This window comes from Rheinheimera sp. 4Y26 (genome assembly GCF_025245835.1).
In the GTDB taxonomy this organism is placed as follows: Bacteria; Pseudomonadota; Gammaproteobacteria; order Enterobacterales; family Alteromonadaceae; genus Pararheinheimera.
Genome location: NZ_JAOBWS010000002.1, coordinates 108,350 through 120,389, shown reverse-complemented (window position 1 = coordinate 120,389; position 12,040 = coordinate 108,350). Strand labels below are relative to the sequence as shown.

At 48.5% G+C, this 12,040-nt stretch carries 10 protein-coding genes; 1 reads left to right on the top strand and 9 read right to left on the bottom strand.

All coding sequences use genetic code 11. The features are described from left to right. Window positions 1-17: 17 nt before the first annotated feature. The 7 genes from argB to metB form a co-directional block, all read right to left on the bottom strand. The gene (argB, locus tag N3Z11_RS04405) at window positions 18-809 is read right to left on the bottom strand and encodes an acetylglutamate kinase (protein WP_260655941.1); all 792 of its coding nucleotides are present in this window, start codon (window positions 807-809) and stop codon (window positions 18-20) included. Beyond that, window positions 809-1,855: an N-acetyl-gamma-glutamyl-phosphate reductase gene (argC, locus tag N3Z11_RS04400; RefSeq protein ID WP_260655940.1), complete on the bottom strand. Its 1,047-nt coding sequence runs from the start codon at window positions 1,853-1,855 to the stop codon at window positions 809-811. The genes argB and argC overlap by 1 nt, the downstream gene beginning before the upstream one ends. A 379-nt stretch (window positions 1,856-2,234) precedes the next feature. Then, window positions 2,235-4,007: a C4-dicarboxylic acid transporter DauA gene (gene dauA / locus N3Z11_RS04395; RefSeq protein WP_260655939.1), complete on the bottom strand. Its 1,773-nt coding sequence runs from the start codon at window positions 4,005-4,007 to the stop codon at window positions 2,235-2,237. A 114-nt stretch (window positions 4,008-4,121) separates the two neighbouring features. Continuing rightward, on the bottom strand, window positions 4,122-4,604 hold the full coding sequence (locus tag N3Z11_RS04390) for a hypothetical protein (protein ID WP_260655938.1): 483 nt from the start codon (window positions 4,602-4,604) through the stop codon (window positions 4,122-4,124). Window positions 4,605-4,748: 144 nt separating this feature from the next. Then, a complete protein-coding gene (locus N3Z11_RS04385; RefSeq protein ID WP_260655937.1) occupies window positions 4,749-4,952 on the bottom strand; it encodes a hypothetical protein in 204 nt (67 codons plus the stop codon). A gap of 400 nt (window positions 4,953-5,352) precedes the next feature. After that, on the bottom strand, window positions 5,353-7,779 hold the full coding sequence (gene metL / locus N3Z11_RS04380) for a bifunctional aspartate kinase/homoserine dehydrogenase II (protein WP_260655936.1): 2,427 nt from the start codon (window positions 7,777-7,779) through the stop codon (window positions 5,353-5,355). 5 nt (window positions 7,780-7,784) lie between these two features. After that, the gene (gene metB, locus N3Z11_RS04375; RefSeq protein ID WP_260655935.1) at window positions 7,785-9,110 is read right to left on the bottom strand and encodes a cystathionine gamma-synthase; all 1,326 of its coding nucleotides are present in this window, start codon (window positions 9,108-9,110) and stop codon (window positions 7,785-7,787) included. A gap of 185 nt (window positions 9,111-9,295) precedes the next feature. Between metB and metJ the strand changes: the two genes are divergently transcribed. Then, window positions 9,296-9,631 (top strand): met regulon transcriptional regulator MetJ, encoded by a 336-nt coding sequence (gene metJ, locus N3Z11_RS04370; RefSeq protein WP_260655934.1) that lies wholly within the window; start codon window positions 9,296-9,298, stop codon window positions 9,629-9,631. A gap of 110 nt (window positions 9,632-9,741) precedes the next feature. On the opposite strand, the gene N3Z11_RS04365 is transcribed toward metJ, so the two are convergent. Both N3Z11_RS04365 and rpmE read right to left on the bottom strand, forming a co-directional pair. Then, entirely contained in the window at window positions 9,742-10,986 is a 1,245-nt protein-coding gene (locus N3Z11_RS04365; RefSeq protein WP_260655933.1) for a malic enzyme-like NAD(P)-binding protein, read from the bottom strand. Between the two features lie 696 nt (window positions 10,987-11,682). Continuing rightward, window positions 11,683-11,895 (bottom strand): 50S ribosomal protein L31, encoded by a 213-nt coding sequence (rpmE, locus tag N3Z11_RS04360; RefSeq protein WP_260655932.1) that lies wholly within the window; start codon window positions 11,893-11,895, stop codon window positions 11,683-11,685. Window positions 11,896-12,040: the final 145 nt, after the last annotated feature.

Here is a 12,040-nt window from a genome sequence, read left to right as displayed (position 1 = left end):
TACAACGATATAGCCCCTTATTCACTGATGCAGGTTCCTACTGCTTGTTGTTGCATCAGTTTTAATAAATCTTCTGGTTGCTGCCAGCCGGCAACAACGATGGATCGTCGCAGTGCAGCGGCAGTTTCAAGCGCAGCATCCAGTTTTACTTTCATGCCACCTTTAATGACACCGCTGTCCACCAACGCCTGCGCTGCATTACCATCTAAAGCACTGATGAGCTTGCCATCAGCGTCCAGAATGCCCGGCACGTCTGTTAATAACACCAGCTGCCCCTGCACCAACTGGCAAATAGCTGCGGCAGCTAAGTCTGCGTTTACATTCAGTAAATCGCCGTTGTCGCTTTGGCCGATAGAACTAAACACAGGCACAAAACCCTGATTGAGCAAGGTGTTCAGCAAAGTAGCGTCGTTGGCTTTGGCAATACCAACGGCACCGAGTTTTTCGTTGACATCAAACTTCAGGCTTTGCCCTGCTGCCAGGGTTAAACCTACAGCCTTTAACCCCTGCAGCTGCGCCCGTGACACCATTAAACAGTTCACAGCACCAGCTAAAGCCCCGGCGATCACTGGCATTTGCTCATTAGGTGATACCCGCTGACCATCAATTTTTTGGGTGCTAAAACCAAAAGTTGCCAGCCAGCTGTCTACCTGGTCGCCACCGCCATGCACCAGCACTATTGGGTATTGGCTGGAAAGTTGTGCCACCACTTTTAATAACGCATCTAACGCATTATTGTCCTGCAGCAGCCGGCCGCCCATTTTTAATACCAGCGGCGTCTTTGCGTTGTGTTGGGTTTGAGCACTCATCACAGTGCTCCTGCTTTTTCAAAGGCAAATAAACCTGCAGTTTCCGGCTTGCCAAACTTCACATTGGCGGCCTGCATCGCTTGGGCTGCGGCACCTTTAAGCAGGTTATCAATAGCGGAAACCACCACTAATTGCTCGCCATCCTGCTGCCAGAAAATGTCGCAAAATGGCGAACCTTCCACATCGGCTACATTAGGTGAGGTGGCGGTTAACCGCACCAGCGGTTTATTGGCATAAGCCTGTGCAAAAGCAGCTTTGACCTGCTCAGCCGTCACACCAGCCTTCAGCGTCACTACGCTGGTGGCCAGAATGCCACGTTTAAAATTGCCAAGATGGGGCGTGAACACCACTTTACGGCCTAAATTCTGCTCAATTTCAGGTCTGTGTCTGTGTTTAAAAAAACCATAGGCATTGAGGCCTACTTCACAGAATGATGTGTTTAAAGCCGCTTTACGGCCAGCACCAGACACTCCGCTGGTGGCGTTAATCACCGGAATACAACCATCGGCCACTAAACCGGCGTTTAACAAAGGCAATAAAGCCAAAGAGCAGGCGGTTGGGTAACAACCCGGCACTGAAATCAGCTGAGGTAATGGTTTATCCAGCCATTCCATCAGTGAATAAACAGCTTCATTTAACAGTGCCGGATGCTGATGTTCGTAACCATAATATTTTGGATATAAATCCGCTTGTTTTAAGCGGAAGGCGCCGGATAAATCCACCACCACAATGCCGGCTGCCATTAATTTTGGCGCTACTTCTTCACTGGCTTCATGCGGTAAAGCTAAAAAAGCCACGTCAACTTTGCCTGTGATGCGGGCAATTTCGGCATCTGTCCAGGGCTCAACCAACACATCTACCTGCTGCTGGAAGCGCGGGTATAACGAAGAAAAAGGCTCTGCTTTGCGGCCGGCAGAGGCGTAGGCAAAGCAGAGCTCAAAGTGAGGATTTCTGGTTAACAGCGCACAAAGTTCGGCGCCGCTATAACCTGCAGCACCAAGCACTGCACTACGGATTTGGGTTTTGTCAGACACTACAGACGACATCAGCGGTCGATCTCCAAAAAAAGCGAAAATAAAACTGGCTTCGCGACAAACTGCGGCCAGTGTACTGGGTCAATCATGCACTTTCAAGAATTATTATGCTGTTTTTTTGAATTAATATTAATTAATCACTAAAAGCAACAGCACAGAGGCAAGCTTTGTTACCTGCGGCTAAGGCTAGCTGAAATTCAATGAATTTTCGATCTGTTGCCAGGGAGATCAGCAGTTGCTGTTTTTAAAAAAACAGCAGTGAGAATGGGATAAATCAGCCCAGTATCAGAGGCCACTTCGGATTAAACTGAACAGATAGAGGATGTATCAGAGCCAAGCATCAAACCTGCTGATCACAACAAAGACTGTGATCAGCAGGAAAAGACCAATACTAAAGCCCTGATTCGGTTAGGGTGTTTTGCAAACTATGCTCCGGATGCAGCTCCTTTTTCGGTAATAACCGCAAAGCTTCATGCAAGGTGGGATAAAACGACAACAACCCCTCCACCGGCCTGATCCGCGCTTTGGCCAGGGTTTTCAGAGGCTGGAACTGTAAATCCACCAGCATAATATGGCAGTTCATTTTGTCACAGGCACTGATGTATTTATCCAGCGCCACCAAACCACCGGCGTCCAGCAACGACACACCATCCATCAGCAGCACCACACTTTGCTGATGTTTACTCAACTGCGACAACTCACCAAACACCCGGTCGGCCGCAGCAAAAAACAGCGGGCCACTGATGCGAAATATTTTATGACCTTCCGCCAGTTTTTCCGGCACCAGTTTTGGGCTTTCAGTCACGTCTGTGACTTTGGTCATCTCGGCCACTTCTTTGACAAACAGCAGCGCCGCAATAATGATGCCGCTGGTAATGGCTATCACCATGTCAAACAGCACGGTAAAGGAAAAACACACGGTAAAAACCCAGATGTCACTGCGTGGTGCCGTATTGATCAGGTGCAGCGCTTTGCCTGCTTCACTCATATTCCAGGCCACCACTAATAACAACGCAGCCATCGCCGCCATCGGTAAATACGCCAGCCATTTGGATAATAACAACAACGCGAGCAACACCACCAATGCATGCACCATGGCCGCAACCGGCGACTGAGCACCAGCCCGAACATTAGCGGCAGAACGGGCCAAAGCCGCAGTTGCAGTAATACCACCAAAAAATGGCGCTATGATATTGCCAATACCCTGCCCCAGCAGTTCACTGTTGGCACTATGACGCCGACCTGTCATACCATCGAGCACCACAGCACATAATAAAGATTCAATTGCCCCCAACATCGCCATGGCAAAAGCAGCGGCCAGCAAATCTTTCACCATCTGCGAGCTCCAGGCCAATAACTGGCCATCGGCTCCGGGTTGCTGCCAGGGCCAGCTAAAGCTTGGCAACATATCCGGAATACCACTGGCGCTACTGCCATCTTGCATGGTGTATTGGAATCGGCTGCCGATAGTTTCCACCGGTAACTCAAACCAGTTCAACAGCAATGCGGTCAGGGTACCAATAAGTACAGCCGGTAAATGTGCCGGCACCGGCAACTTCAGTGCAGGCCATTTAAACATCACTAATAAGGTGACAGCCGCCACCAGCATACTGGGCCAATGGGCCGTGTCGGCCGCGAGCATCAGTGCATGTAATTTTTCGATATAGTGTTCAGGCATAGTTGCCAGCTGCAACCCAAATAAGTCTTTGATTTGCAAAGTAGCTATTACTACAGCTATGCCAGCGGTAAAGCCAAGGGTCACGGCTTCGGGAATATACTGAATAAAACGGCCAAGCCGCAGCATCGCCATCATCACCAACAATACACCAGACCCGACAGTTGCAATCAGCAAGCCACCGAGACCATATTTTTGTGCCACCGGATATAAAATCACCACAAAAGCGGCGGTAGGGCCGGACACACTAAAACGTGATCCACCACATAACGGAATAATAAAACCGGCGATAATAGCGGTATAAAGGCCATATTGCGGGGGCACGCCACTGGCAATAGCCAGTGCCATCGCCAGAGGAATGGCAATAATGCCAACCGTTAGGCCAGCCAGCAGATCTTTTGTCAGTTGCTGCCGGCCATAACCTTCTGCCGCGGTGTCGCGTAAGGCATGACCAATCCGAAGAGAAAACAGATAAGCGCGATGAGACATAAACCGCTCCTGAAAAAACCATGGCCAGAAGCTGCAAGCATAACCGAAAATACAGCGGAAATTTTTGATTTATAAGGCTACTTTAGTCCAAGAACGGCAAAATGACCGTTGGACTTAAGGGTTTAGCCAGCGTTGCACCCTGGCAGGTAAACGAATACGGCCTGGTGCCAACAATAAACTCCAGACCGTTAAATCAACGAGCAACCGGATAACAATTGCCACCATTGGGCCAGTGCTAAAGAAAAACGGCACGTTTTCGCCAAAAACGGTTTTATCCATCAAATGGATCATCAGCTCGGCTGAGCCAAGTACATGATATAAAGACGAAAACGCCAGCAGAAAAGCAATCAGATAAACCTGAGGGTAATGACCACGCTGCGGCTGCGATTTCAACATCTTATGCAGCGCAGGGTCCATATGATAATGCACCAGTAAAAATGCAAAAAGTAAATCCACCAGACCGGTGATTAGCAAATAGGTCAGTGCCAGTGAATCTATTAATAAGAACCCCAGCAAAAACTCAGCAACACGGATAAAAAGTACGATGGCAAGAATGGGATAGATTGCATTTTTATCTCTGGACAAAAATGCAATCACAAATATCGATACTAGGGTTACAGCAGAAACATGAAGCTGTTCGTCACGCAAGATAAAAGTGGCAGCCAGAAAAAACCCACAAAGCAGTATTACAACAAGGTTGAAAGCCAGCTTTTTTATATCATGCACGCAAACCTCAACTTATTAGGCTGGAATAGTTGGCCATTTTGGCCAGCTTGTTCCTAAAGTTTGTACCTGACCACCACCACTTGCCAGTGCTAATGCTTCAGCTGACAAAGTGACTTTGTCTTGCGCCGCTGGTAAGGGTTGTTTTTCTAACGCTGTGTTTTTTTTCGTTTGAACATCGAATAAAGCCGCGTTGATGCCTGATTGTGCATTGATTTGCATAGTGAGTAAATCCCTAATTTGTAAGTTTATTTGTTAGACTTCTCTGAATATTTGTGCCCATTTCCGATCCTTCTTCAACGGGTCGGTGACAACGGCGAATACTTATTAGCAACAACCGCGCCAAGATCTAATGACAAAAATCCGGCGCCGCCATTTTTTCAAAAAAAATCATAAAACATTACAATTCAAACGCTTATAAAAATTCAGATAAAGACAGGCGGTGGATCTTGCTTGATCATTGTGATCTGGCCGCTCAAGTCAACGGCAAGACTTTGCCGTTTTCAGAAACTAAGACAAGGCAAAAAAGAAACAGCGGCAATCAGCTTGCCGCCATGATGAAGCGCTTTGCAACACAACAGGCTGTTCAGCACCAGCCAGCAGCAAAACCCGCCGTTAAAGCTCAGGCCCTTTCGTTGGCCCAGGCGGCAGCCTGCGCCTGACTGTGCCGTGCCGCTTTGGCCGCTGCTATTTGCTGACGTGCCAAAATCGCCAGATCTGCATGAATACCGCCAGCAGTTACCAAACGGCCGGCACCCGGGCCTTTTAGCACCAGCGGATTGCTCTGATACCAGTTGGATTTAATCACAAACACATTGTCGCAAGCCTGAATTGCTGCCAGTGGATGCTCAGGTCGTACACTCAGCAGCTGCACAGTGGCAACTGGCCCTTGTGGTGTCACGGTTAAAGTTGCGACATAACGCAATACCTTGCCCTCAGATGTGGCTTGGGTAAAAGTTTGCGCCAAGGCGCTATCAAGCTCGTTGCGCCTAACCCAGAATTCATCCCAACTGCCCTGCTCCAACCCCAGCGGTAATAAAGGCGTCAGCGCTATATCATTGATATCCAGTGTTAAACCCAGTTCGCGCGCCAGTACCAGCAATTTGCGTTGTACATCTTTGCCGGATAAATCGTCGCGTGGATCCGGTTCTGTTAAACCTTCGGCCTGCGCCTGCAGCACAAAGTCAGAAAAAGCTGCACTGCCGTCGTATTTACACAATAACCAGGACAAGGTACCGGAAAAAATACCGCTGATTTGCTGAATATGATCCCCTGAACTTTGCAGCTCCTGCAAAATACGCTGCACCGGCAAACCGGCGCCTACAGTGGTGTTAGCCAGCCAGCTGACCTGCTGCTCAGCCACAGTGGCGGCAATCTGCTGATATTGCGCCAGTGGCAAAGTCACCCCTTGTTTATTGGCACTGATCAAATGACAGCCGGTTTGCACAAAACCAGCATAAGCTTCAGCAAAAGTTTTGCTCGGTGTAATGTCTACCAGCACCTTAGGGCTTGGCAAAGCGGTTAAATAATCCAGTAAATCCTGCTGTTGATACAAAGGAGCAGCCGCCAGCTGCGCCTGCCAGTTTTGTACTGTTAACTCATCACTAAAGCAGGCCTGACGCGAATTCAGCACGCCGGCCAGTTTTAATTCAATTTGTCCGGCAAAAGCCTGTTGTTGTTTAGCTAATAACGCCAAAAATTCGGCGCCGACATTGCCGGTACCTGCCACCACTACATTCAGCCGCACCTGGGTTGGCAGCAATAACTGGTGAAATTCGGTGAGCTCGCGGGCAGTTAATGCCGGTGCAAACAACCAGAGCGCCAGCTCGTTGTTGTCAAACGAAAAAGCAGGTTGTTGCCGCTCCAGCCAATGCGCGGCCTGCAATGACAACTGCTGCTGTTGTTTAGCGGCTGGTTTTACCCAGGCAACGGCCTGATACTGCTCACTGCTGACTCTGGGGTAAATCTGTTGTTGCCCAAGATAACTTAATAAAATATCGAGATTTTTTTGCGCTACTACCCAGCAGTTAGCATCGCCCGGCACCGCAAATACCGTCAGCTGCAACTGCGCCGCCACCGCATTGGCAGTTAAAGTCACTGCTTTTGGTAAAGTCACCAGCACCACATCAGTTAAATCAGTGACAAACTGCACTTCAATAGCGGCCTGACGGCTGACTTTACAACCTGGTTGTTCAGGCTCATAACTGCTGCGCACCACTAAATCCGCAGCATGCTGCTGCAATGGGCTCAGGGTTTTGGCATGCAGCACAGGATTGCCCAGCTCTGCCAATAAAGTAGCCTGCGCCCAGGGTACCTGACGATAAGGGCGGGCTGAGGGCACCTTGCGTGGATCGGCACTGTAAATTGCGTCCACATCTGTCCAGATATGAATGGTCTGCGCCTGCACCAGCCGGCCTAAAATAGTGGCGGAATAATCGCTGCCATTGCGGCCCAATGTGATGCTATCGCCTGCTTCGTTCCGGGCAATAAAACCAGTCACCACATTAAAACCATCAGTTAACAATGGCCTTAACGCGGCTTCGGATTCCTGCCATAACACCTGCTGGCCACAAAGTTGTAAAAAGTCACGGGCATCTATCGGCTTGGCGGCAACACCCCGCTCCTGCAGCAAATGGCTGAGCAGCAAAGCAGACAGTTTTTCACCTGTCGCCAGCACGTCATTATTACGCCCTGCCAGTGCCAAAGCCGGAATAGCTGCCAACCAGTGATTCAGCTCATTGAGGACAACTGGCGTTGTGGCAGCTGTTAAAGTGCGGCTGACCAACAACCGTAACTGTTGCACCAACTGCTGATAATTCAGTTCAAACTCAGCTGTATCCGGAGCGCAATCCAGCAGGGTTAATAAAGCGTCTGTCGTATCACCGGGCGCTGACACCACCACAAAAGCCGATGATTGCGGCTGCGCCAGCAGAATATCGGCCACCGCATGGAATCTTTCGCTGGAAGCTAAACTGCTGCCGCCAAATTTATGCACCACCAGCGCAGAGGCCGCTGAATGAACTAAAGAAACTGACGATAATACTGTCATAACACTCACCAGAAAGCGGCCAGAGCCGGATTTAAACGAAAAGATTGTTCAGCTTCTGCCACATGCTGGCCGCTTGATACTTGCTGCTTTGCCGCTGCTGTTGCCACCGAACTCTCAGTGCCGCTAGCGGCAGTTGTACTGCCCGGTTGCTGTGTGCCATCGGCTTGAATCGCTTGCGCCACTGCGGCAAAAGCCTGGGCTAAATCAGCGATTAAATCTCTTGGATCTTCAATCCCAACCGATAAGCGGATTAATGTAGGGCCAATACCGGCGGTTTTTTGCGCGGCGGCGTCCATCGAAGCGTGCGTCATCGAACCTGGGTGGCAGATGAGACTTTCAATACCGCCTAAAGACTGCGCCAGGGTAAAACAACGTAAAGCGCTGAAAAACACCGGCAAATAAGCTTCGTCTGCCGCTAAATCAAAGCTGACCATAGCACCAAAACCATTTTGCTGGGCTTTGGCAATGGCATGGCCCGGATGGTCTTTCAGCCCAGGGTAATAAGTTTTGGCTACTAATGTTTGCTGCTGCAGAAATTCCACCACCAGCGCCGCGTTTTCCTGGTGGGCCTTCATTCTTGGTAATAAAGTGCGGATGCCACGCAAGGTTAAGTGAGCATCAAAAGCGCCCCCTGTGACCCCTAAACAATTAGCCCACCACTTGAGTTCATCGCCAATGGCCTGATCTTTGGCAATCAGCGCACCACCGACAATATCGCTGTGGCCGTTTAAATATTTAGTGGTGGAATGCACCACAATGTCGGCGCCCAGTTGCAGTGGCTGCTGTAACACCGGCGATAAAAAGGTATTGTCCACCACCACCAAAGCATTGAGGCTTTTTGCCAGATCACAAACCGCTTTAACATCAGTGATTTGCAACAGTGGGTTGCTGGGTGTTTCCAGCCAAATCATTTTAGGTTTGGCTTGTTGCACCAGCGCCGGCCAGTTATCTCGCTGGAAATTGACAATCACCACCTTAAACGCCTGTTTACGGTTGGCCAGATTGACAAATAAACGATAACTGCCGCCATAACAGTCATGTGGGATCACCAGAGTGTCCTGGGGTGTTAACAGTTGCAGCGCCAATAAACAAGCCGACATGCCGGTGCTGGTGACCAAACCTTTGGCACCACCTTCTAATTCTGCCAAAGCGTCGCCTAATAAGTCGCGGGTTGGGTTATTGGAGCGCGAATAATCGTATTTGCCAGGCTGTTTAAAAGCTTTTAATTCATAAGTGGAGGTCAGGTACAAAGGCGGTGTCACAGCCCCATAAGCCGGGTCTTGGGCTATGCCGGCGCGGGCAGTAATAGTGGCGGAGTGACGGTTTGACATAATGACCTCAGATATATTTAGGCGTTTAGACGTCTAAAAGTATACTGGTGAAAAATAAGAAGTCAAAACATTTAGACGTCTACAATGATTATTTCTTGCGCATTGTTTGTGTCCCGTCGTATAAAGAAGTAAAATTCCGGCCCAAAATGCGCTACGCAACTTAAAAAAACAATCAAGGTACAACTATGGCTAAGTGGAATGGTGAATACGTTCACCCGTATGCCGAACACGGCAAAAAATCTGAGCAGGTGAAAAAAATCACCGTTTCTATCCCGCTGAATGTATTAAAAGTGCTGACTGACGAAAGAACACGCCGTCAGGTCAATAACTTACGTCATGCCACTAACAGCGAATTATTATGTGAAGCTTTTTTGCATGCCTTTACCGGTCAGCCACTGCCAGCCGATGAGGACTTACGCAAAGACAACCCACACCAGATCCCTGTTGAAGTGCGCAACATTCTGACCAGCATGGGCAAACCTATTCCGGTTATTCAGGAAGCTGAATCCGACGAAGAATAATCTGACTCACCACTAAAAATTTCAAGAGTCAGTCAATACAATAAAACCAAATCAACAGAATGCAGAAACCCGCCAAATGGCGGGTTTCTTTTTTGGTGTTATCCCAGCATTTATTGCTGCATATAAGCTTCAGGCATCGGAATACGAGCCACGCCAGAGGCCACTGCGGCATCAGCCACAGCTTTGGCCACCCGCGGTAACAGCCTTGGGTCCATTGGTTTTGGAATAATATACTCTTTGCCAAACTGCAGACTTTTCACCTGAGACGCCACCAACACTGCTTCCGGCACCGGCTCTTTGGCAATACTGCGAATGGCCTGCACTGCCGCAATTTTCATTTCATCGTTAATCACACTGGCGCGTACATCCAGCGCACCACGGAAAATAAACGGGAAACACAATACGTTGTTCACCTGGTTCGGATAATCCGAACGACCCGTTGCCATAATTAAATCTGAACGCACAGCGTGCGCCAGCTCAGGCTTAATTTCCGGATCCGGGTTAGAGCAGGCAAAAATCACCGGTTTATCCGCCATTAACTTCAGCGCTTCTGGTGGTAATACATCAGGGCCTGACACGCCCACAAACACATCAGCACCTTCCAGAGCGTCTTCCAGCGTACGTTTGTCGGTGTTATTGGCAAATAAGGTTTTGTATTGGTTTAAGTCTTCACGACGGGTATGAATAACACCTTTAGTGTCGAGCATATAAATGTATTCGCGTTTGGCACCACATTTAATCAGCAGCTCCATACAGGCAATAGCGGCAGCGCCGGCGCCCATACAGACGATGGTCACTTTACGGATATCTTTACCCTGAATTTCCAGTGCATTCAGCAGGCCAGCTGCAGTCACAATGGCGGTACCGTGCTGGTCGTCATGAAACACCGGGATATTGCAGCGTTTGATCAGCTCTTTTTCAATTTCAAAACATTCAGGCGACTTGATATCTTCAAGGTTAATACCGCCAAAAGTGTCGGCAATATTGGCCACAGTGTTAATAAATTCTTCGGTGGTGCGGTGCGTCACTTCAATATCAATAGAGTCCAGATTGGCAAAACGTTTAAACAACAACGCTTTACCTTCCATCACTGGCTTAGAAGCCATAGGTCCTAAGTTACCAAGGCCTAAAATAGCAGTGCCGTTACTGATGACGGCCACCAGATTGCCTTTGGCTGTGTATTTGTAAACATTGTCGATATTGTCGGCTATTTCCCGTACCGGCTCTGCCACGCCCGGGCTGTAAGCCAGTGCTAAATCTTTCACCGTTTCAGCCGGTTTACTGATCTCCACACTGATTTTGCCGGGCTTGGGCTGCGCATGATACCGAAGTGCTTGTTCTTTGAAATCTGACATGGTAAGAGTGTCCTGACGCTTAGCCCTTTGGGCATCTAGTTGTATTGACTTGTTTTTTGCCATTTTTTGCCTTGTTGCGCGAAGGGGCCGCGCAAAAGGCCGCTCATTCTAATAAGCAGACCCGCTGAATCAAATCATTAACTTTCTGATCGTACCACTGGTGTAGGAACAGCCGCACTTTCAGCTGATGAACACAGCAGGTTGTGACTTGCCAACAATCCACAAAACCCGCCCTTTGTGCTGCACAGAATTTGTGCAAATTTCAGCGTTCTTAAGTTTTATAACAAGTTTTATCCGTGAAACCAAGCGGAATTTTGCATGGAGGTATGACCAGTTAGACGAGCTGTTATTAACCATGCAATACAGATGCATAAACGGCCAGATGGATAACAAAGATAAGTTGATAATTATGCAAAAACCAATAACCACAAACAATTTTATGTATTTAAAATCAATCAGATATATGCATATACAAGACTAAAAACTTTGCATACAAGCCACCGCCATTATGCAGAATTTTTTTTCACTCAGTTTCGTCAGTTGCACCGCATAAAAATAAAAACCAGAGCAAAGTGAGCAGTAAAAACACCAGGCCAACGACAAACTGCTGGCAGACAACAGAGGGCGGGTGACAAATTGAGGGCAACAAAAAAGGCACCGTAGTGCCTTTTTGCTGTTTTGAAACAGGAAGCCGGATTATTTGGCGCCCAGTACTGCAAAACGTTTTTTGAAGCGGTCAACACGACCACCTACGTCCAGAACTTTTTGCTTACCAGTGTAGAACGGGTGGCAAGCTGAGCAAACGTCCAGGTGGATGTCTTTGCACAGAGCAGAACTGGTTTTGAATGAATTACCGCAAGTACAGGTTGCAGTGATTTCTTTGTATTCCGGGTGGATACCTGGTTTCATGGCTTACCTCGTTGGGCCGTATCGCAATCTGATCAGTCTTGCTGTCAAACACCATACGTATTTCAGTTAAATTAGGGCGCGTAGCTTAATAGATCAGCAGGGCTTATTCAACAAAAAAAACCGGCTTCGGAAAAAAAGCTCAAGG

What these genes read in the sequence shown, in the direction of transcription:
- rpmE (WP_260655932.1), bottom strand. Translation starts at nt 11,895, where the DNA reads ATGAAACCAGGTATCCACCCGGAATACAAAGAAATCACTGCAACCTGT.
- metL (WP_260655936.1), bottom strand. Translation starts at nt 7,779, where the DNA reads ATGACAGTATTATCGTCAGTTTCTTTAGTTCATTCAGCGGCCTCTGCG.
- N3Z11_RS04365 (WP_260655933.1), bottom strand. Translation starts at nt 10,986, where the DNA reads ATGTCAGATTTCAAAGAACAAGCACTTCGGTATCATGCGCAGCCCAAG.
- argB (WP_260655941.1), bottom strand. Translation starts at nt 809, where the DNA reads ATGAGTGCTCAAACCCAACACAACGCAAAGACGCCGCTGGTATTAAAA.
- metB (WP_260655935.1), bottom strand. Translation starts at nt 9,110, where the DNA reads ATGTCAAACCGTCACTCCGCCACTATTACTGCCCGCGCCGGCATAGCC.
- argC (WP_260655940.1), bottom strand. Translation starts at nt 1,855, where the DNA reads ATGTCGTCTGTAGTGTCTGACAAAACCCAAATCCGTAGTGCAGTGCTT.
- N3Z11_RS04385 (WP_260655937.1), bottom strand. Translation starts at nt 4,952, where the DNA reads ATGCAAATCAATGCACAATCAGGCATCAACGCGGCTTTATTCGATGTT.
- dauA (WP_260655939.1), bottom strand. Translation starts at nt 4,007, where the DNA reads ATGTCTCATCGCGCTTATCTGTTTTCTCTTCGGATTGGTCATGCCTTA.
- metJ (WP_260655934.1), top strand. Translation starts at nt 9,296, where the DNA reads ATGGCTAAGTGGAATGGTGAATACGTTCACCCGTATGCCGAACACGGC.